Source organism: Actinopolymorpha cephalotaxi, assembly GCF_013408535.1.
Taxonomy (GTDB): Bacteria; Actinomycetota; Actinomycetes; order Propionibacteriales; family Actinopolymorphaceae; genus Actinopolymorpha; species Actinopolymorpha cephalotaxi.
Window position 1 is genome coordinate 2,019,663 of the sequence record NZ_JACBZA010000001.1, and the last position, 20,766, is coordinate 2,040,428.

The following is a 20,766-nucleotide window of genomic DNA, read 5'->3' on the forward strand; positions in this document are numbered from 1 at the left end:
CCCGAGCTCATGCGAGCAGTCTGAGCATCCGCTCGGCCTGCCGCTCCGGCGTCCCCGGAGGGTTGCGGCGGACCGAGGGGCCGCCCGGCAGCAACGTGTACAGCCACAGGGCCGCGGCCAGCCGCCGGCTCTCCAGGAAGCGGGCCGGGTCCACGTCGAACCGGGGCCAGAACCCGTCCCAGTCGGTCTCCTTAGCCGAAAGGTGCTCGACCAGGGAGGCGAGTTCGTACGACACGTCGGACCGGCCCGCGTCCTCGAAGTCCACGATCCGCACCCGGGTGCCGTCCCACAGGTAGTTGGCGAGGTTCGGGTCGCCGTGGCCGAGCACCTTCGCGGCACCTCCGGGCAGGCGGACGTCGACCAGCCACTCACGTACGGCGTCCACGGCCCGGCCGAGCGGCCCCGGCGGGCGGGAGGCGCCGGCGAACCGCATCCGGGCCACCGCCAGCGCCTCGCGCGGTGCGAACCTCCGGCGGGGCATGGACCCGACCGGCACCGACCACAGGATGCGCAGCGCGGCCTCCAGGCCGTCGAGTTCGGGGCCGGTGAGCGCACCGCCGAGGGGTCGGCCCGGCAGTTCGCCCACCGTCAGGCTCGGGACGCTGGCCTCCAGGTCGGCCGCCAGCGGTGCCGGAGCCAGGTCGACGGTGTGCGCGTGCAGCAGCCGCAGCGCCGACCACTCGCGCAGGTGCTCACCGCGGTCCCAGGAGCGGTACCGCTTGTGCACCACGCCGCCGAGGATGGACAGCTCGTGGGTCTGGGTGACCGCCTCACTGCTCGTGGCAGCCGGCGCGGCGGTCGTGGGGGTCGTCGAAGACACTGTGGTGGACATCGATGGGGTACCTCGCGAACTCAGCCGGCACCGTTGGCGGGGGCGTTGCCGGTCTCGCCGTCTGTGGCACGGCGGCTGCCGACGGCCTCGGCGACCTGGGCGGCGGCGGAGGGCTGCACCCGGCCGTTCGCCAGTGGCTGCAGGTCGTCGCCGGCCGGACCGGCGTAGCTGTAGCTGTAGCTGTAGTCGACCCGGTTGGGCCCACTGTTCGGGCACATGTTGAGGATGGTGCCGGCGACGTGCGCGTGGACCGAGCCCAGGCGTTCGACACAGGAACGAACCTGGTCGCGGGTGGTTTTGCCGTGGCGTACCACCAGGAGCGCACCCTCGACCTGGGCGGACAGGATGGCCGCGTCCGCCACGGGAAGCAACGGTGGGGCGTCGATCAGAACGATGTCGAACGCCCGCCGCAGGTCGGCGAGAACCTCCGCCATCACACGAGACTGCAGCAGGTGCGTCGGATCGGGCGGCATCGGCCCACTGGTGAGCACCGGGAGCTTGTCCGGACCCCATTCCTGTATGGCGTCGGACAGGGCGATCCGCCCGATCAGGACGCTGGTCAGCCCGACCGAGGTTTCCAGACCGAGAGAGTCGGCGACTCCGGGGCGGCGCAGGTCGCCGTCGACGAGCGCCACCCGTTGACCCGACTGCGCCAGGGCGATGGCGAGGTTGGTCGCCGTGGTGGTCTTGCCCTCTCCGGGCAAGGAGCTGGTGACGACGAAGACCTTGCTGCGCTGGTCGACGTCGACGAACTGCAGGTTGGTCCGCAGCAAGCGGAAGGCCTCCACGCGTGGGGAGTGCGTCCGGTAGTCGGTGAGCAGGCGCCGTTTGTTCACCTTCGAGTCGTACGCGAATGAGCCCAGCACGGGTGCCGCGGTGAGCCCGGCAACCTCCTCGGGCCGACGCAAGGACGCATCCAGCGACTCCCGGAACGCCGCGGCGCCGGCGCCCAGCAGAAGACCGACCACGAAGCCGACGGCAACATTCCGGATCGGCTGTGGACTCACCGGATCCTGGCCGGTGACCGGCGGTCCCAGTGACGTGACTTTGATCGGCGTTCCCGACGTCGCGGAGTTGCTCTCCAAACGCCGCACGAAGCTGGTGAACTCGTCAGTGACCGCCTGGGCGATCCGGCCGGCCGTGTGTGGGGTCCGGTCGGTCACCCTGACGACGATGATGACGGTGTTCGGTACGACGTCGGCGCTGATCTGACCACGCAGAGCATCCGGACTGCGTTTGAAGCCGAGCCTGTCTACCACGCGCCGGGCGATCTCCGGGCCGGTCACCAGATCTGCATACGACCCGACCCGTTGCTCGGACAGGAGCCCGCCCTGATAGGCGGAGGTAAGGTCCGGCTGAGCAGTGGACACGAAAAGGCGGACGGTCGAGGTGTACTTGAGCGGCGCTTCAAGTGTGACCAGTGTCGCCGCCGCGACGCCGACAAGAGCACCGACCACGACCAGCCGCCAGCGGCGTCCGAACACCTTGAAGTAGTCGCGAAGATCCACAAAGCCTCATCTCGTTCCTGGGCAGGGCTTGAGGTCCCGTCGGCCATAGCGGATCGTGAACCATCGGCTGACGAATGCCGAGGCCGCATGTCGTTCGTGCGGAATCGATAGTGGCATCTTCGTCCGTTTATTACGAGGACATCCGCAAAATAAGCCATGGTCCACCGGCCGCAGAATTCTCGATCTTGAAATCGCCCGGCGACTTTGTGGTCGACACGTGCTCGAACACCGGGCGGGCCTTCTCGATCTGCGTACACTGCCGCCCGAGGAGCTTATGAGAATCGGTGTTCTGAGTCAGTGGTTCGATCCCGAACCGGGGCCGGCGAGCCTACCCGGCGTACTCGCGCGCGGTCTTGCGGACCGGGGTCACGACGTTCACGTCCTGACCGGCTTTCCCAATTATCCCGACGGCCAGGTCGCCGCGGGCTATCAAATCCGACGACGTTTCGATGAAACATTAGGAAATGTTCACGTCAGGCGGGTCGCGCTTTACCCGAGTCATGATTCCTCGGTACTTCGGCGCACACTGACCTACGGCTCGTTTGCCGCCTCGGCCCTGCTGTCGGGGATCGAGCGGCTGCGAGGAATGGACGCCGTGTGGGTCGGCAACTCACCGGTCACGGTGGCGGCGCCGATGTGGTGGATCCGGTATCGCCACCAGGTGCCCGTCCTGCTGCACGTGCTCGACCTGTGGCCGGACAACGTCGCCGCGAGTGGGTTCATGGGCAACGGCGGGCTCCGCGCGGTCGAAGGGGTTCTGAGTTCGTGGTGCGGACACATGTACCGCGCCGCGAGCAGCGTCGCCTACATCTCTCCTGGAGTGGGCCGGCTCCTGCAGGGCAGAGGCGTACCGGCGGACAAGCTCACCTACATTCCGCTGTGGGCCGACGAACATCCCACCCATGCCACGGCCCGGAGTATGCGAGCCGAACTCGGTCTGGACGAGAGCCACGTCGTACTCGTGTACGCGGGCACGCTCGGCGGGGCGCAGGGACTGGAGTCGCTGGTCGACGCCTGCGCGAAAGTGGACGATCCCAACTTCCGTTGCCTGGTCGCGGGGTCGGGGGTGTCCGAAGCTGATCTCCGCCGGCGGGCACGAGACGTCGGGGCCACCAACGTCCGCTTTCTCGGTCGGGTCCCGAAGGAGCGTGTGCCGGCGTTGATGGCGACCGGAGACATTCACTACGTGAGCCTTCGTCCCTCCGCGATGGCCGCGTACACGATGCCGAGCAAGGTGCAGGCGACACTGGCCGCCGGAAAGGCCATGCTCGTTGCCGCCGACGGAGATGTCGCCTCCGTGGCACGTGAGAGTGGAGCCGGGATCGCGGTCGGGCCGGCCGACCCCGCGAAGGTACTGGACGGGATCCGGCAGGCGACGGTTCTGGGGCGGGGCAACCTGCGGCTCCTCGGTGAGCGCGGCCGCGATTACTACCACAGGACGTTCTCCGCCGAGACAGGCGTGGGACGCGTGGAGAGCGCCCTGCAGAGGATCGCACGACAGGAGAAAACCCATGCTGGCTGATCCGGCGTCGGACATGGCCGGTGCGGTCATCGCGATCACCGGTGGGACAGGCTCCTTCGGAGCGACGATGGTCGAGAGACTGCTGTCCCGGGACGTGCGCGCCGTGCACGTCCTGAGCCGTGACGAGGCCAAGCAGGACGCCATGCGGCGACGCTTCGCCGACCACCGGCTGAAGCTTTTCCTGGGTGATGTACGGGATCCACGAAGTGTCCGGGAAGCGGTGTCCGGCACCGACTACGTCTTCCACGCCGCGGCCCTCAAGCAGGTGCCCTCGTGCGAGTTCTTCCCGCAGCAGGCGGTGAGCACCAACGTCCTCGGTAGCCGGAACGTCATCGAGGCCGCCGCGGCCGCCGGAGTGCGGTCGGTGGTCTGCCTCAGTACGGACAAGGCCGTTTACCCGGTCAACGCGATGGGCATGTCCAAAGCCCTGATGGAGAAGACGGCTCAAGCTTTTGCAAGGAACAACGCCGGATCCGCGACCGTCGTCTCGGTGACCCGGTACGGCAACGTGATGTACTCCCGCGGCTCGGTCATCCCGTTGTTCGTGGATCAGCTACGGACCGGCCGACCGTTGACGATCACCGAGCCCACGATGACGCGGTTCATGATGACGCTCACGGATTCGGTGGAGTTGGTGGAACACGCGTTCGTTCACGGTGAGCCCGGCGACCTCTTCGTCCGCAAGGCGTCAGCCTGCACCGTCGAGGTGCTGGCACACGCCCTGGCGAAGCTGCTCGGCTACGGCGAGCCGGCGATCAAGGTGCTGGGACCTCGCCATGGGGAGAAGCTCCACGAGACCCTGCTCAGCAGGGAGGAGATGGTGCGTGCCAGTGACCAGGGTGACTACTACCGCGTACCGCTGGACACGCGGTCCCTCGAGTACGAGGTGTACTACGAACAGGGGGCCCTCGAGGCCGCGGTCGTGGAGGACTACTCCTCGGACAACGCCGACCAGTTGGATGTCGAGCAGGCGATGGCTCTCCTCGCGACCATCCCGGAGATCCGGTCGATGACGGAACGGATGCCGCTGTGAAGGTCGTCGTGACGGGCGGGCACGGATTTCTCGGATGGCACCTGCGGGTACGCCTCCGGGCGCTCACCGACCACCAGGTCGTGGCGATCGGCCGCGCGGATTTGGACCGGTTGGACACCGAGCTCAAGGACGCCGACGCGCTGATACATCTCGCGGGTGTCAACCGCGGCACCGACGAGGAGGTCGAGCAGGGAAACGTTGCGCTGGCACAGATGGTCGGCCGGGCGGTCCGCGACAGCGGACAGTTGTCGTGCGTGGTCTTCGCCAACTCCCTCCACGCGGGGGCCGACACACCGTACGGACGGGGGAAGGCCCAGGCCGGAATCCTCCTGGCGGACAGCGCAACGACCCGCGGAGCTCGCTTCGTGGACGTGGTCCTGCCCAATCTTTTCGGTGAGCACGGCCGTCCGAACTACAACTCCTTCGTGGCGACCTTCGTCCGTGCGGTGGTGGACGAGCGACTCCCGACCATCGACGACCGACCGGTGGAGTTGCTCCACGTCCAGCGCGCGTCGGCCGACCTCATCGGCGCACTGGAGCCGGGTCCCTCGGAGATGGTCCGGCCGCGAGGTGAGGACACGTCGGTAACCCAGGTGTGGGAGTTGCTTCGCGGGATGCACCACCTGTACAGGGGTGGTGAGCTGCCGGCGCTGACGACGCAACTCGAGGTTGACTTGTTCAACACGCTTCGCGCTGCCATGTTTCCCCAGACCTATCCGATGCGGCCGACGTCCCACCGCGACGAGCGGGGAGACCTGGTCGAGTGCGTACGGTCGCACGGCGGCACCGGGCAGAGTTTCGTGTCCACCAGCATGCCCGGTGTGACGAGAGGTGACCACTTCCACCTGGGGAAGGTCGAGCGGTTCCTCGTCGTTCGCGGACAGGCGATGATCAACCTCCGCAGGCTCTTCCACGACGAGGTGATCTCCTTCGCGGTCTCCGCCGATTCTCCCGCGATCGTCGACATGCCGACGATGTGGGCACACAACATCGTCAACACTGGCGTCGACGAACTCGTCACCTTCTTCTGGACCCACACGATGCACGACCCGCTCGAGCCGGACACCTACGCCGAGCGGGTCCGGCCGCGAGTCGGGAGCGTGAGGTGAGCCACCCCGGGGTTCGGAAGCACGAGGCGATCTACCCGGCCGTGCACGTCCTGCGGTCAGAAGATGTGGCCGCGGCGGCCAGTCTGCACGCTCGGTCGTTCGCGCGATTCTTCCTGACCAGTCTGGGTGAACGGTTCCTTCGGGAGTTCTACCGCGCTTTCGTGGAGGACCCCGCGGCGGTGACGGTCGTAGCTCGAGACCCTGCCGGCGGGCTCGTCGGGGTCGTGGTCGGAACTGTCGTACCCGATCAGTTCTTCCGTCGCATGCTGTGCAGGCAACTCGGCCCCCTGATGGTGGCCAGTCTGTTGGCAGGGTTCCGGCATCCGAGGGCGGTGGTGAGGCTGCTCCGTGGGCTGGGTTATCGAGGTGGTGTCCCGATCAGGGCGCGCGGAGCGCTGCTGAGTTCCATCTGTGTTGATCCTGTCGTGGAGGCTTCCGGCGTTGGTCGCCGACTGCTGGAGGCCTGGTGGTCTGCCGTACAGGCCCGTGGTGTCACCGACGCCTACCTGACCACCGACGCCGAAGGGAACAACCGGGTCAACCGTTTCTACCAACGGGCCGGCTGGAATTTGCTCGGCAGCTATCGCGTGGCCGGAGGGCGCCGGATGAACTGCTACGGGATCTCGGCGCCGCCAGGGTGAGAATTCCCTTTCCGAACGCGGTTCTGCCAGGAGACGTGCTCACATTCTTTGCCGTGCAATTAGTAGCCGGATTGGGATCTTCTCAGATCGTCCGGTCTGGCGGCCTGGCTCATGTTCATCGGCTTAACTGGCCACGGAGGGTCGTGTCCCATGAGGAGCTCACTATGACGCGGCCGGATACGGGGGTATCAGGGTGAAGCGTGGGCTGAGGACTCTTGCCCGGCGGCCGGTTGTACTGGTCGGCCTGGACGGTGCTGCCTGGTTGCTTTCGATGGTCACGTTCGCCGCTCTTCGAATGGACGTCGCCAGTGGTCCTGTCCCGTGGGGCGGCGTGATCACTCTCGGGCTGGCGGCGACCGTATTGCACGCCGGCTTCGGCTGGGTGGTGCGCCTGCACCAGGGACGCGCGACGATGGGCAGCTTCGAGGAGATGCTGCTGCTCGGAGGCGTGACCGGATCTGTCGGGATCGTCATCGTGATCGCCAACACGGTCGCCGCCCAACCGCTCGTTCCGAGGTCGGTTCCGGTCGCGGCCTCCTTCATGACCTTTGCCCTGGTGGCCTGGTGGCGTGCCGGGTGGCGGCGGATACGGGAGTTCGGAGGCCGGAACCACGCCGACACCAGGAGCACGCCTGTGCTCATCTTCGGAGCTGGGGACGGTGGGCGCCAGCTGGTGGACTCGATGATGCGAGACCCTCAGCGGACCTGGCGACCGGTCGGCCTGTTGGACGATGATCCGCACAAGCGGTACCGGCGGCTGCGCGGCGTGCCGGTGATGGGTACCTTCGACGACTGCGCCGACGTGGTCGCACAGACGGGTTGTCGCACCCTGGTCGTGGCGATCCCCAGTGCTGGGGCGCAACTGATGCGCACCGTCGAGAGTCGCGCGGCGGCTCTCGACATGGACCTCAAGGTGCTGCCCGGTGTGGGAGAGCTGCTCAACGGCCAGGTCGCGGTCTCGGACCTGCGCAGTCTGGAGGTGGGCGATCTGCTCGGCCGGCACCAGATCGACACCGACGTCGGCGCGGTCGCGGGCTACCTCACCGGCCGGAGGGTTCTGGTGACAGGGGCCGGCGGTTCGATCGGGTCGGAGCTGTGCAGACAGATCCACCGTTACGCTCCCGCCCAGCTGATCATGCTGGACCGTGACGAGTCCGCCCTGCACACCGTCCAGCTGTCGATCCAGGGCCGGGCGATGCTGGACACCCCGGACGTCGTTCTGGCCGACATCAGGGACACTCAACAGATCCTCGACATCCTGGAGAAGCGACGTCCCGATGTGGTGTTCCACGCCGCGGCGCTCAAACACCTACCCATGTTGGAGCAGTACCCCGCCGAGGCGGTCAAGACGAACGTTTGGGGCACGATCGCGGTCCTCGACGCGGCCAAGGCCGCCGGTGTACGTCGTTTCGTCAACATCTCGACCGACAAGGCTGCGAACCCGGTCAGCGTGCTCGGCTACTCGAAACGAATCGCCGAAGGCCTCACGGCGGCGGCCGCAATGGACACAGGTGAGACCTTTCTCAGTGTCCGGTTCGGCAACGTGCTGGGGAGCAGGGGGTCCGTGCTCACCGCGTTCACCGCCCAGATCGAGGCCGGCGGTCCGGTGACAGTGACCGACCCGGAGGCCACACGTTATTTCATGACCGTCCAGGAAGCCGTGCAACTGGTGATTCAAGCGGCCGCGATCGGTGAGGCGGGCGAAGCGCTCGTCCTCGACATGGGCGCGCCGGTCCGTATCGACGATGTCGCCCGGCGGCTGATCGAGATGTCCGGTCGGCAAATCGAGGTCGTCTACACGGGGCTGCGACAGGGTGAGAAGGTGCACGAGGAGTTGCTCGGCACCGGCGAGCCGGATCGCCGGCCCGTTCATCCGCTGGTCTCACACATCGCGGTGCCGGCGGTAGAGCCGGCAACCGTCCAGGCCATCGACCTGTGGAGTGGTCCCGGGCAGGTGGTGGAGACGCTGCGGGAAACCTGCGAGAAGATGGGTGCGGGCGTGAGCACGCGATCCATGCCGTCGGCCGGCCGGTAAGCACTGAGAGTGGATCGGGTCCGCCTCCGGATCACCGAAGAACGTCGTGGGTCGTCTCGATCACCCGGTCGACGTCCTCGTCGGTCATTCCGGAGTACAGCGGGATGCTCACCACCCGGTCGAATTCGCTGCTGGCGACCGGGAACATCTCGTCCCGAAGGCCGTACTCTTCTCGCCAGTACGAGTGCATGTGCAGCGGAATGAAATGGACGCTGCAGCACACGCCGCGCCGTGACATTTCCGCGATGAACTCGTTTCGGCCGACCTCGGCGCCGTCCCACAGCCGGACGACGAACAGGTGCCATGAATGAACGTCGGTGGGCGGGGCCTCCTGCGGCAGATCGAGCGGAAGATCGGCGAAGGCGGTCCGGTAACGCCCGGCGATCTGCTCACGTCGCAGGTGCATCTTCTCCGCCCGGTCGAGTTGCACCAGCCCGATCGCGGCGGCGGTGTCGGTCAGGTTGTACTTGTATCCCGCCGCCGCGATGTTGTAGCGCCAGGCGGGACGGTCGCTGCGGTATCTGTCGAAAGCGTTGCGGTCGATGCCGTGCAACCTGGTCATCCGAACGCGGTTCGCCAGGCCGGCGTCTCGGGTGACCAGCATTCCACCCTCGCCCGTCGTGATCGTCTTCGTGGCGTAGAAACTGAAGACGGTCGCCGTGCTGTGCCCGGCGCCGACGGGTACGCCCTCACTCGCACTGGGAAACGCGTGTGCCGCGTCCTCGACGACCTGCAGGTGATGCCGGACGGCGAACTCGTGAAGCCGTGACGGTGGCACCGCCCTACCCGCGAAGTGGACCGGGAGGACGGCTCGCGTGTTTCGGGTGACCTTGCGCTCGGCGTCGGCCAGATCGATGTTGAGGGTCACCGGGTCGCTGTCGACGAACACGGGCCTGGCACCCAGGTGGACGACTATCTCGGCAGTCGCGGTGAACGTCCACGTCGGAACGAGAACCTCGTCGCCGGGACCGATCCCGAGAGCCTCCAGCGCCAGGTGCAGCCCGGCGGTGGCGGAGTTGAGTGCGATCGCCTGCACACCGTCGCCACAGAGGGCGGCGAACCGGCGCTCGAACTCCTCGACCCTGGGGCCACTGGACAACCAGCCGGACCGCAGCGCGTCCGAGACCGCCTGGATCTCCTCCTCGCCTATGTCCGGTAGCGCGAAGGGGAGAGTGTGATCGGCCATGCCAGCCCCCACGATGCGTTGTGAGCGAATACGGTGAAGAGGTTACGGTCCATATATTCGGTACGGTTCCCCTTCAGGAATACGGATATCTCCCTGGGCGGCGGGAAGTTGTCCGAAGTTCGCTCTTTTCCTTTCGGTCTGCCCGGCCGAACTCGTTAAGAAGTTTTCACTTGGGCGGTGCTGTCGGGCACCGCCCGGTAGGAATGGTCGCGATGTCCGTAATATGGAGCAGGCACCGGCTGGACGTGCAGAAGTTCGACCACATTCGGAGCCGTCAGCCGCGCGGCGGGTAAGGAGTTGCACGTGAAGGTCATGACGGTTGTGGGAACGCGACCTGAGATCATTCGACTTTCCCGGGTCATTCCTCACCTGGACTCAACGGTAGGTCACGTTCTCGTCCACACCGGTCAGAACTACGCCTACACACTGTCCGACATTTTCTTCGACGAGCTCCGACTGCGACGCCCGGACCACTATCTCGGGGTCGACACCTCCACGCTGGGGCGGATGCTGGGTGACACCCTGATCAAGGTGGAGGAGATCCTCGTGGCCGAGCGGCCCGACGCCCTGTTGGTGCTCGGTGACACCAACAGTTCGATCGCGGCGCTCATGGCGAAGCGACTGCGTATACCTGTCTTCCACATGGAGGCCGGAAACCGCTGCTTCGACGAGAACGTGCCGGAGGAGACCAACCGTCGGCTCATCGACCACATCGCCGATTTCAATCTGGTCTACACCGAGCACGCGAGGCGCAACCTCCTCGCCGAGGGCATCCAGCCCCGACGTGTCCTCCTCACGGGTTCCCCCATGAAGGAAGTCCTCGACCACTACCGTCCTCAGGTCGAGGTGTCCACAGTGCTCGATCGCCTGTCCGTGACAAGCGGTGAGTTCTTCGTGGTGAGCGCCCACCGCGAGGAGAACGTCGACAACCCGCAGCGGCTGCGGAGACTCCTGGAGTGCATCACCAACCTTCGTGACCGATGGGCGCTTCCAGTGATCGTGTCCACTCACCCGCGGACGAGGAAGCGGATGGAGGCGCTCGAGGGCTGGTCGTCACCGGACCGGGTCAACTTCTGCGAACCCTTCGGCTTCTTCGACTACGTCAAACTGCAGTTGGCTGCGTTCTGCGTCGTGTCGGACTCCGGAACGATCTCTGAGGAGGCGTCGATCCTGGGGTTCCCCGCGGTCACCCTGCGCACCTCGGTGGAAAGGCCCGAGGCGCTGGACGCCGGCGCCGTCGTGACGGCGGGGCTCGACGTGAGCACAGTGGTGGCTGCCGTGGAGTTGGTGACGTCGGGATCGCGGAACGACGCGCCGAGTATCGCCCCGCCGGAGTACCTCGTCGCCGACTGTTCGCGGCGAACGGTCCGCTTCATCCTCGGTACGACCCACGCCTACCGGGAGATCACCGGTATCCGGGATGGAGCCGGTGACCATCTCCGGTAGCCGATGAGTCTCGCGGCGTTGCGTTGGCGGCGATCCGCTACTTCTCGTCGGGGCGGCGGCCTCCGACAGCGTCGAGGGTGCGGTCCGCGGGTGTGGGTACCTTCGCGTCGGGGGAGGTGGACCGACTCGTGCTCTTCTTGGGAGTCCGGCTGCTGTAGCTGTAGCTGTAGCCGTACGATCCGGCGTTGTCCCGCTGTGGGCACCGGTTGAGCACTGTGCCGACCAGGCGGGCATGGACGGAGTCGAGGCGTTCGACCGAGCTGCGTACCTGATCGCGGGTGGTCCTCCCGAACCTCACGACCAGCAACGCGCCGTGGGCCTGCGCGGCGAGGAGCGCACCATCGGTCACCGGGAGCAGCGGGGGAGCGTCGATGAGGACGACGTCGAAGCTGCGCCGCAGCTCCTCGATCACACCGGCCATCGCCTTCGACTGGAGCAGTTCGGCCGGGTCGGGTGGAACCTCACCGCTGGTGAGGACGGACAGCCCTGGCGTTCCCCACTCCTGCAGCGCGTTGGTCAGTGCGACGCGGCCGATGAGGACGGTAGTCAGGCCGACGGCGGGTTCGAGTCCGAGGTATTCAGCGACCCTGGGCCGGCGCAGGTCGCCCTCGACCAGGGCCACCCGGCTGCCTGCCTGTGCCAGAGCGATGGCCAGGTTGCAGGAGGTCGAGGTCTTACCTTCATCAGGGACCGAGCTGGTGATGACGAAGACCTTGCTCGGTTGGTCGACGTTGGTGAACTGCAGGTTGGTTCGGAGCACGCGGAACGCCTCGACCCGCGGCGCACCCGCGGAGAGGTCGGTGATGATAGGTAGCTTGCCGGCGGCGGGGTCGAACGGCATCGAGGACAGGTTGGGCGCACCTACGAGTTGGTTCAGGTCGTCCGCACGGCGAATCGAGGTGTCGAGACTGTCGCGCAGTGCCGCCGCGCCGATGCCGAGTAGAAGCCCGAGGACGGCGCCGATGCCGAGGTTGCGGATCGGCGTCGGCTCCACTGGGCTCCTCGGGGTCTCGGGCGTACCCAGGACGCTCGCTTTGATCGGTGGCTGCTTCTTGCCCGGTGGTGTCTCCAGTCGCTGTACGAACGAGGTGAACTCGGTGGCCACCGCCGTCGCGAGGCGTTGTGCCCGCCGCGGGTCGGCGTCGAGGACCGTGATCCGGAGGATGATGGTGTTCGACGCCACGTCGGCCCTGATCTGCCCGCTCAGGGCGGACGGGCTCTCGTCGAGGTCGAGTCGGTCGACCACCCGCCGGGCGATCTCGGGTCCGGTCACTATGTCCGCGTAAGACGCCACCCGCTGCTCGGAGAGCAGGCTGCCCTGGTAGGCATCGACAGTGTCGCCGGACTGTGCGGAGACGAACATCCGGACGGTCGAGGCGTACTTCGGCGTCATCTGCATCGTTGCGGCGGCGGAGGCGGCGATCGCCAGCAGCATGACGGTGACGATCAGACGCCACCGGCGTCGTAGGATCCTGAGGTAGTCGCGAAGCTCCACGAAGACAGTCCGTTCTCCTGTAGCGGGTGGTGCTGGTCTCTACTCACGGCGCCTGAGGGGCGGCGGGCTGGTCGCACGCCCGAAGTGTTGCCAGGCGGGTACTAGACGTAACCGCCCTTGCCTGGAAGGGACTTCCGGGAGGCGCCGATGGCACCGGGATTCGGTCCGGAGGAACGGGGCGCGACCAAGGCCCTGACCGTTCCGGCGAGGATCTTCAGGTCGCCGAGGAACGACCGGGTGTCGACGTACGCCGCGTACATCTGCACCTTCCGCGGAAGCACCACCGAGACGTAGTGCTCCTCCGGGTCGGCTGCCAGTGCGAGCTCGGCCGACTCGGTCCGGTAGGTGATCGACGCCGGGTCGGTGATCCCCGGCCGCACCGACAGGATGTGGTCGCGCACGGCCGCCGGCCAGTGCGCGACGTACTTGCGGACCTCCGGCCGTGGACCGACCAGGCTCATGGTGCCGGTCAGGACGTCGTAGAGCTGCGGCAACTCGTCGAGTTTGGTGGCCCGGAGGATGCGACCGAGGCGGGTGATTCGCGGATCCCGGTCGGAGGTCACACCGGGGCCGGTGGCGTCGCGCATGGTGCGGAACTTGTGGATCAGGAACGCCCGGCCCGCCAGGCCCACACGTTCCTGCCGGAACAACACCGGTCCGCCGCCGAGCAGGCTCACGGTCGCCACCGCCAGGAAGACCGGCGAGAGGACGACGAGGAGGAAGGCGGCGACGAGGACGTCGAAGAGCCGTTTCGTCATCGCAGAAGGTGTGCGCTCGAGCATGACCGCCTCGAATGGATCACTATCGGTGCTAGACAGCCTAACTTCGTTCTACCTTCGCTGAATGCCGATATACGCAGATCCGGTGTCCTGAATACTTTCGCGTGGAGTCGGGTATGGACCGCCTCGAAGCAGCGCTCCGGTGATCCGCTGAACCAGCGGAGCGTCGTGATCAGGGCAAGGGAAAAGGCGCTTTTCCGAAGCAGTCGAAAGGTGAGACGGACTTGGTGGTCTCGTCCATGTCGCGGTCGGGTCAGGTGGTCCGGTCCATCCGCTCTCCGGCAGCCCGGGCCGTCCACGGAAAGGTGCTTCGCACCGCCACCCTGCTCTATATCGCGAGTGTCCCTTTCGACGTGCTGCCGGTGCTGGACGGCCACACGGTTTCGCCGTTCTTCGCGGTGTTGCTCGTCGTCGCATGGGTGGTGGACCACTGGTCGAGGGCCACCCGGGCCTGTCTGCGCAAGGGAGTGCAGGCGTGGGCCTACGCGGCCGTGGTGTGGCTCACCGCCACGCTCGCCTGGACGGCCGATCCGGTCGCGAGCCGGCGCGCGTGGCTGGGCGTGGTCACACTGCTGGCTGTGACGGTCGTGCTGATCGACGTGCTGGTCGGCGTGTTGTTCCACCGAGCCCTTCAGGTGGCGAGCCTCTCATCCGCCGTCCTGGCGACGGCGCTGTTGCTGGCCCCCGCCGATCCGAACCGGGCCGACCGCGCGTCGGTGGACGGCGTCAACGAGATGGGGCTGGCCTACGTGGTCGCGTTCGGAGCCGCCTGCGCCGCCTACCTTGTCGTCCGGGAGAGTAGGTATCTGCATGTCGTCACGTTCGTGCTGTGCTTCGGTGCGGCTCTGCACGTGGGATCGAGAACAGGCGCCCTCGCGGTCCTCGCGGTAGCGGTCCTGGCGGCGTTTCCCCAGCGGTCGGGAGCGCGCCCGGGAACCGCCGCCAGACACGTCGCGCTGGTGACCGGCGGGGCACTGCTGGTCACGCTGGCGCTCCGGGCTCTGGGAGCGATTCCCGACCGCGTCTACGGCAGCATCGCCGACATGGTCGCGGGCGACCCGGATCGTCAGCGGATCAGCGAGTTCTACTTCGCCTATATCGATGACTGGATCTGGCGGGGAGTGGGCCCGGGCAGCGACGCATCTTTTCTCGTCCAGCGGACGGGGACCTATCTCAATTCGCACAATCTGCTCTGGCGGGTGTGGATAGAGACGGGAATCGTCGGCGTCGCGCTTCTGGCCGCTGTGACGATCTGCGCAGCAGTGCGAGTCGTGCGCAGCGACCGGCGCCTGCTGGTGATCATGATCGGCATTCCGAGCCTGTTGTTCGCGGTCACCTTCGGCTCTTATCTGCACGCCACCTTGTGGCTCAGCGGCGCGATCATCTTCGCCGGCGGTCGGTCCGTGCCCGCGTGGCGCGCTTCGACGTTCCGCGGTCGAACGTCGACCACCGGCGGGGCACCGGCCGAGCTGTCCGCCGCCGATCGGGAGGGCAGCCGGAATGCGGGCGCGGTGGAGTGACGTGCGTGCGGAGCGGACGCGGCGCTCGGACCGGAGGAGCGAACCGCTCGTCACGACACCGGTCGTCGTGGTGGCGCCCAACCTGATTCCGCACTACCGCGTACCGGTCTTCCGGGAACTTGCCGCAAACCCGCTGTGCCGCTACCACTTCTGGGCAGGCGACGGCGAACCGTCGGCCTCGATCAAGGTCGCGGAGGCGGACCAGATCCCCAACCGTGCGGCGCTGCGGAACTACTATCTCGGTCCGTTGCTGTGGCAGGCGGGGCTACTCCGCATGGTGGCACGCGTCCGGCCGGACGCTGTGATCTTCACCGGCGACATGCACATCCTCTCGGTCTGGCTGGGGGCGGCGCTGTGCCGGGTGCTGCGGATCAGGGTGCTGTTCTGGACGCATGGATGGCGGCGGGACGAGCACGGGGTACGCCGTCTCGCCCGGCTCTCGTTCTACCGTTGCGCGCACAGACTCCTTCTGTACGGCACGCGTGCGAAGGCGATCGGGGCACGCACCGGCTACCCCGAAGATCGGATGACGGTCATCTACAACAGCATCGAGGGGCCGGACCCGTCACCGGCACGCACGGCCGAGCGTCCGATGCCGGGTGCAGGACAGACCTCCCGCACCACCATCCGCCTCATCATGTGTTCGCGGCTGATCCCCATCCGCCGGGCAGACCTGCTGTTCGAGGCGATGCGGTTGCTGGGGGACAGGGGTGTCACCACCTCGCTCCGGCTGCTGGGGGACGGACCCGACCGGCCCAGGTTGGAGCGCCTGGCCGAAGACCTGCGCGTCGACGTGCTTTTCGTGGGGGCCGCCTACGACCGCGAGGTCATCACTGCCCACCATCGCCAGTCCGACATCTGCGTCGTTCCTGCCTGGGGTGGGCTGGCCGTCATCCAGGGCCTGCTGGCGAGGGTTCCGGTAGTCATCCACTCCAATCCGGCCGACCACGGTCCGGAGGCGGAGGAGGTCGTTCCCGGCCTCACCGGAGAGCTGTTCAGCCAGGGCGACCCCCGTGATCTGGCCGCCGCCATCGAGCGTTGCGCCGGCTGGTGCGAGGTCGACGCTCCTGCGCGCGCCAAGGCGTTCGACGACATTGCCGAGCGGTACTCGCCGTCACACCAGGCCAGGCTCATCGACGAGGCGTGCCGTACGGAGATTCGTCACCGGCCGTGAGCCTGGGCACCACGGGTGGACCCGGCGGCCGTCTGTAGCATCTCGGCCTCCCGGACGGCGATCTGACGCCAGGAGTACTCCTCCGCCCGCCTTCGTAGCCGATGGGGGTCCGCCTTGTTCTCGAGTACCTCGCAGAGCCGCTCGGCGAAGCGTCGCTCGAAGTCCTCCCCGTTCGGGACGACGTACGTCGAGTCGCCGATGGCATCCGCGGTCCCGCCGGCATCCGAGCCGAGCACGGGCACGCCGCAGGCGTGGGCCTCGAGGATGACCGTCGGCCAGCCCTCGCTGCGACTCGGGACGACGAGCAGGTCGAGGCTACGCATGAATCGGGGTACGTCGCCCGGAGAGATCGGCCCGACGAAGTCGATCGGGAGCCCACTCGACCGCTGACGAAGCGACTTGTCCAGGTGCCCTCTCCCACCCACGAGGAGGCGAACGTCGGCATCGGTGAGCAGCTTCATGATGTCGACGAGCCTGTCGGCTCCCTTGATCGCTGTGAGGTGTCCGAGGTAGCCGACGACTCGCGGCCTTCGCCCGCCCGGGGGCGCAGGCTCGCCCGCGACCTCAGGCTTGAAGCGTTCCAGGTCGACCCCGTTCGGTATCACCACGGCACGATTCGGCACGGCGCCGAGGCTGCCCGCGTGCGTCCGCAGCGCCTCGCTGACGAACGACACCGCCGCCGCACTCCCGACCACTCTTCGAAGGTCGGCTCTGGTGCGCCCCTGAGCAGAGTTCACGTCGCCACCGTGGAGGGAGAGCACATAGGGAACGCGGAGTTGCTGTGCCACCTGCATCGCGATGACCCCGGCACTGGGAACGTACATTCCGTGCGCATGGACGACGTCGAACCGCGGAGCCGCGCAGGCGTGTCGGCTTACGTGTCTGGTCCCGCCCGACTCCATCATCGCGGGCAAGGAGAGCTTGACACCGCCGTAGGCGTACCAGGACGGCCGGTAGGCGGGCAGTTCGGTGATCTGTTCTCTCAGCCGGTTCAGCGCCTGCCAGGACGGTGCGGATTCTCCTGGCCACAGGGGCTTGTAGTGAAGGTGGCACAGTGTGACGTCGACTCCCAGGCGCACCAGGTGCTGGACCCGGCTCACGATGAACGTGCCGGCGAAGTGCACCTGCGGGTTCGGCCAGAGGTTGGTGAGGACGAGTACTCTCATCGGGCATCTGCTTTCAGCTGCTCAACGCGGCTTCGATCAGTTGCCGGCCGCTCATCCGGGCACCGATCTCCTGCGACAGGCCGAGCGCGGTGGAACAACCGATCCGCAGTCGGCGCCATTCGTCGTCCGGCGCCATGGTGACCATCTTCAGCACCGCGGCCAGGTCCTGCAGGTTCACCGGGTCGACCGTCCACCCGGCCGTTCCGTCCACGACGGTTGCCCAGTGCAGGGTGTTGGAGACGATCACCGGGCAACCGGCCGCCAGCGCCTCTGCCACGTTCTGTCCGAAGTTCTCCGACAGCGAGCAGCAGACGAGTGCGTGGTACCGGCCGAGCATGTCGTGCACTTCGGAGGAGTGAATCTGGCCCCTGTATCGGACCTCGGCGGTCACGGGGAGCTCTGCTGTCGCCTGGTTGCACAGCTTCCAGTAGGCCGGGTCCTCGATGGGGCCCCAGACATCCAACTGCACACGTGTCTCGACGTGGGCGAGCGCCTGGATGACTCTGTGCAGGTTCTTGATCGGGCTGATCCGTGAGATGTGGACGAGTTTCACGGGACGCTGCGGCACCGCGAGGTTGGGCCCACCGGGGATCCGGACCGTATCCGGCGATATCAGAATCCGGCTCGACGGGTGATATCTGGCGACGTCGGCGGCGTCGACCTCCGTCGAGGTGTGGAACATGACCCCGTCGTGCAGCCGTGTGCGTGCAGCGAAGGCGCGATAAAGTCGTTTTCGCGTGGGCTTCATCGAAAGTGCGTGATCGGAGAGCTCCCCGCGCGGCGCGAGCAGAAACCGTGTCCGCGTCCCGCTGATGCGCCTGACGCACAGCGGCAGGATCGATGTCAGCGTGGACATGTAGCTGTTCAGGTACACCAGGTCGGGCCTGATCCTGCGCGCTTCGGATACGGCCCAGGCGAGGTCCCGAGGCGAGCCGCCGTCAAGATAGGCGACATGTGCCGACCGATGACGTGACCATTTCCTCTTTGATGTGTGCGGATACCGGTGCCTGTCGCCGAGGTCGCGATCTCGGGTCATTATCCAGATGTCGTATTCTCCGCCGACGTCTTCGACGAAGTTGGCAACCGATCGGAGTACGCCGCCTGCCTTGAAGCCTGGCAGGAAGTGGTCGGTCAACAACAGGATGCGCGAGTTCGTGGGCACCTGGCCGGGCTCTCCTTCTCTCGGCAGGAGCCGCCGATGATCGGTTCTTCGCGCCCGGTGCTTTCCTCACCGCCGCGTCCCCGTAGCCCCTACCCAGGGGGTTTGTCTGTCATGCAGGCTTGTGAGCGGATGTGTGCGTAGGAGGTCGTGCGAAGGTTGGGCCGGGACGAGGAGGGAAATCTGCGGGTAGGTGAGCTGTCGACCACTTCATCCTGATCCTCGGCCGGAGGTTGCCATGTCCAGTTCGTGGCAAGAGTTGCAGGACCGCGGGCACGGAGCCGGACACGACTACGAGCCCGGGTCGCCGCACCTGAGGCACTGGTCCTTGCGCGACCGGCTGTCGGCGGAGATTCGGGCGGCGGTGCAGCGCTCGTTCGCCCGGAGCGGAGCCTGCCGGGTCCTAGAGATCGGCGGCGGCCATGGCACGGTGACCGACGTGGCGCTGTCGGCCGGAGCGGCAGTGACAGTGACGGAGATGAGCCGCTCGAGCGTCGCCGTACTCCAACAGAAGTACCGTGACAACGATCGGGCCGACGTCGTCCACGATCCCGACGGCCAGTCCATCCTCCGCGTGGGTTCTCGCTACGACGTCGTTCTCTTCGTCTCCGTTCTGCATCACATCCCGGACTATCTGGGGTACGTCAAGGACCTGCTCGGCATCCTCTCCCCAGGTGGTGACCTGATCAGTTTCCAGGATCCGCTCTGGTATCCGCGGCAGAGCCGAACACGCCTCGCGCTTCACTGGTCGTGCTACTTCGCGTGGCGGGTACTCCAGGGCAACATCTGGCGAGGAGTGAAGACCAGAGTTCGGCATGCTCGGGGCGTCCTCGACGAACAACTCGAGTCGGACATGGTGGAGTACCACGTCGTTCGTGACGGCGTGGACGAGGAAGCGTTGGCAGGTCTGCTGAAGAGAGAGTTCGCCAGCACCCGCCTCGACAGGTACTGGTCCACTCAGAGTCCTGTCCTGCAGAGTCTGGGGGAGCGCCTCGACGTACCGAACACCTTCGCGCTCGTGGCGCAAGGGCACCACAGGCCTCCTGGTGACGTCGGGGCATAGGCGCGCTGCGCCTCAGTCGAAACCCCGGAGAGGTTCAGCGTGGAGCTGCCCGCCGGTTCGCACGCACCTGCATGCGTACCCGCACCAGACGTCGTGGCCACCGGACCACGGCGTCTGCCATGGCCACAGCCTGCCGGACCTGCGTGGCTCCGCCGAAGACCGGCGGGCGGCCAGGTGAACTGCTCGGCTTCAGCGCATAGCGCAGTAGGCCGGCGGCCTGGTGCCGGTCGAGCTGTCGACGCCGGATCATCCGCAACATCAGGACGAACGTGTCCTGGACAAGGACTCTGTCGGCCGCACGCTGGAGCTGAGCTCTGGTGCTCGCAGGTGAGTCGAGGTGTTGCAGGGCAGACTCGAACGCAGCTCGCCGCTGTCGGAGGCCGAGCAGATGATCGGCGAACTTGGTGCGATGCATGTTGGTGTCATGCAGCCGATAGAACGCCTGGTCGACGCCCAGGACGGTGGCCACGTCGCCGTGCAGTGCCAGCCTCAGCCACCGCTCCAGGTCGCCGGAGTGCGGTAGGTCGGGGTTGTAGCCCTCGAGTTGCTTCTGGAGTGAGCTGCGGACCACCACCGAAGGCGCGGAAGGAATGTTCCTGCCGAGGAGGTAAGCGGAGGCGAACCATTCCTGGCCGGCATGGGTGATGTAGGAGTAAGGCGCGTCGGCGTCGACCTGCTGGGGTGGGGGGCCGACGAACGGACGCGCCACGCCGTACACGAAGCCGACCGCGGGCTCGGCCTCCATGATCGTGACGGCTCGTCGCAACGCGCCACGGGCGAGTAGGTCATCGGCCGAGCCCAGGACCGTGTACTCGGTGTCCGCGAGGTCCAGGCCCTCGTTGTAGGTCGCGATGTGCCCGTGGTTGTGGTCGTGACGCACGTAGCTGACTCTGGAATCGCCGGCGGCGAGTTTTCTGGCTATCCGTGGTGTGTCGTCGGTGGAGGCATCGTCGATGATGAGAGCGTGAACGTCAATTTCGTCCTGATCGAGCGAACTGCGAACACTCTCGGCAAGAAATCGCCCATAGTTGTGGCAGGGAATGATCACCGTCACCGACGAGCCCATGTCATCATCTTCCATTCTGAGTGCAGGAATCC

The 20,766-nt window shown here is 66.7% G+C and carries 17 protein-coding genes; 9 read left to right on the forward strand and 8 right to left on the reverse strand.

Annotation, left to right across the window (positions count from 1 at the left end):
• Positions 1-7: 7 nt before the first annotated feature.
• Both FHR37_RS09015 and FHR37_RS32995 read right to left on the reverse strand, forming a co-directional pair.
• Entirely contained in the window at positions 8-832 is an 825-nt protein-coding gene (locus FHR37_RS09015) for an aminoglycoside phosphotransferase family protein (protein ID WP_139238962.1), read from the reverse strand.
• A gap of 20 nt (positions 833-852) precedes the next feature.
• Positions 853-2,340, reverse strand: coding sequence for a polysaccharide biosynthesis tyrosine autokinase (locus FHR37_RS32995; protein ID WP_092883592.1), 1,488 nt, complete (start codon positions 2,338-2,340; stop codon positions 853-855).
• A 55-nt stretch (positions 2,341-2,395) separates the two neighbouring features.
• Here FHR37_RS32995 and FHR37_RS09025 point away from each other — a divergent pair, with 55 nt between their 5' ends.
• The 5 genes from FHR37_RS09025 (at position 2,396) to FHR37_RS09045 (ending at position 8,680) form a co-directional block, all read left to right on the forward strand.
• Positions 2,396-3,862 carry a glycosyltransferase family 4 protein gene (locus FHR37_RS09025; protein ID WP_202818094.1) on the forward strand — a complete coding sequence of 489 codons (1,467 nt, stop codon included), beginning with the start codon at positions 2,396-2,398 and terminating at the stop codon, positions 3,860-3,862.
• Positions 3,852-4,895 carry a polysaccharide biosynthesis protein gene (locus tag FHR37_RS09030; protein WP_092883593.1) on the forward strand — a complete coding sequence of 348 codons (1,044 nt, stop codon included), beginning with the start codon at positions 3,852-3,854 and terminating at the stop codon, positions 4,893-4,895. Before FHR37_RS09025 ends, FHR37_RS09030 begins: the two co-directional genes overlap by 11 nt.
• Positions 4,892-6,004: a polysaccharide biosynthesis C-terminal domain-containing protein gene (locus FHR37_RS09035; protein WP_092883594.1), complete on the forward strand. Its 1,113-nt coding sequence runs from the start codon at positions 4,892-4,894 to the stop codon at positions 6,002-6,004. The genes FHR37_RS09030 and FHR37_RS09035 overlap by 4 nt, the downstream gene beginning before the upstream one ends.
• Before the next feature lie 65 nt (positions 6,005-6,069).
• Positions 6,070-6,645 carry a GNAT family N-acetyltransferase gene (locus FHR37_RS09040; protein ID WP_330831729.1) on the forward strand — a complete coding sequence of 192 codons (576 nt, stop codon included), beginning with the start codon at positions 6,070-6,072 and terminating at the stop codon, positions 6,643-6,645.
• Between the two features lie 295 nt (positions 6,646-6,940).
• Complete coding sequence (locus FHR37_RS09045) at positions 6,941-8,680, forward strand: nucleoside-diphosphate sugar epimerase/dehydratase (RefSeq protein ID WP_202818095.1); 1,740 nt, start codon at positions 6,941-6,943, stop codon at positions 8,678-8,680.
• Positions 8,681-8,711: 31 nt separating this feature from the next.
• Here FHR37_RS09045 and FHR37_RS09050 read toward each other — a convergent pair whose 3' ends face one another.
• The gene (locus tag FHR37_RS09050; RefSeq protein ID WP_092883596.1) at positions 8,712-9,866 is read right to left on the reverse strand and encodes a DegT/DnrJ/EryC1/StrS family aminotransferase; all 1,155 of its coding nucleotides are present in this window, start codon (positions 9,864-9,866) and stop codon (positions 8,712-8,714) included.
• A 312-nt stretch (positions 9,867-10,178) separates the two neighbouring features.
• Between FHR37_RS09050 and wecB the strand changes: the two genes are divergently transcribed.
• On the forward strand, positions 10,179-11,312 hold the full coding sequence (wecB, locus tag FHR37_RS09055) for a non-hydrolyzing UDP-N-acetylglucosamine 2-epimerase (protein WP_092883779.1): 1,134 nt from the start codon (positions 10,179-10,181) through the stop codon (positions 11,310-11,312).
• A gap of 37 nt (positions 11,313-11,349) precedes the next feature.
• Here wecB and FHR37_RS33000 read toward each other — a convergent pair whose 3' ends face one another.
• Both FHR37_RS33000 and FHR37_RS09065 read right to left on the reverse strand, forming a co-directional pair.
• A complete protein-coding gene (locus tag FHR37_RS33000) occupies positions 11,350-12,807 on the reverse strand; it encodes a polysaccharide biosynthesis tyrosine autokinase (RefSeq protein WP_092883597.1) in 1,458 nt (485 codons plus the stop codon).
• A gap of 101 nt (positions 12,808-12,908) precedes the next feature.
• Positions 12,909-13,565 (reverse strand): sugar transferase, encoded by a 657-nt coding sequence (locus FHR37_RS09065; protein ID WP_092883598.1) that lies wholly within the window; start codon positions 13,563-13,565, stop codon positions 12,909-12,911.
• A gap of 326 nt (positions 13,566-13,891) precedes the next feature.
• Here FHR37_RS09065 and FHR37_RS09070 point away from each other — a divergent pair, with 326 nt between their 5' ends.
• Both FHR37_RS09070 and FHR37_RS33005 read left to right on the forward strand, forming a co-directional pair.
• Positions 13,892-15,106, forward strand: coding sequence for an O-antigen ligase family protein (locus FHR37_RS09070; RefSeq protein WP_139238964.1), 1,215 nt, complete (start codon positions 13,892-13,894; stop codon positions 15,104-15,106).
• Position 15,107: 1 nt separating this feature from the next.
• Positions 15,108-16,280: a glycosyltransferase family 4 protein gene (locus FHR37_RS33005; protein WP_175542518.1), complete on the forward strand. Its 1,173-nt coding sequence runs from the start codon at positions 15,108-15,110 to the stop codon at positions 16,278-16,280.
• Here FHR37_RS33005 and FHR37_RS09080 read toward each other — a convergent pair.
• Together FHR37_RS09080 and FHR37_RS33010 are read right to left on the reverse strand one after the other, a co-directional pair.
• Complete coding sequence (locus tag FHR37_RS09080; RefSeq protein WP_092883601.1) at positions 16,268-17,446, reverse strand: glycosyltransferase; 1,179 nt, start codon at positions 17,444-17,446, stop codon at positions 16,268-16,270. The genes FHR37_RS33005 and FHR37_RS09080 overlap by 13 nt on opposite strands.
• A 13-nt stretch (positions 17,447-17,459) precedes the next feature.
• Positions 17,460-18,608: a glycosyltransferase family 4 protein gene (locus FHR37_RS33010; protein ID WP_092883602.1), complete on the reverse strand. Its 1,149-nt coding sequence runs from the start codon at positions 18,606-18,608 to the stop codon at positions 17,460-17,462.
• A gap of 235 nt (positions 18,609-18,843) precedes the next feature.
• On the opposite strand from FHR37_RS33010, the gene FHR37_RS09090 reads away from it, so the two are divergent.
• On the forward strand, positions 18,844-19,668 hold the full coding sequence (locus FHR37_RS09090) for a class I SAM-dependent methyltransferase (protein WP_092883603.1): 825 nt from the start codon (positions 18,844-18,846) through the stop codon (positions 19,666-19,668).
• Positions 19,669-19,702: 34 nt separating this feature from the next.
• Here FHR37_RS09090 and FHR37_RS09095 read toward each other — a convergent pair whose 3' ends face one another.
• A complete protein-coding gene (locus FHR37_RS09095; RefSeq protein WP_175542519.1) occupies positions 19,703-20,734 on the reverse strand; it encodes a glycosyltransferase family 2 protein in 1,032 nt (343 codons plus the stop codon).
• Between the last annotated feature and the right edge of the window lie 32 nt (positions 20,735-20,766).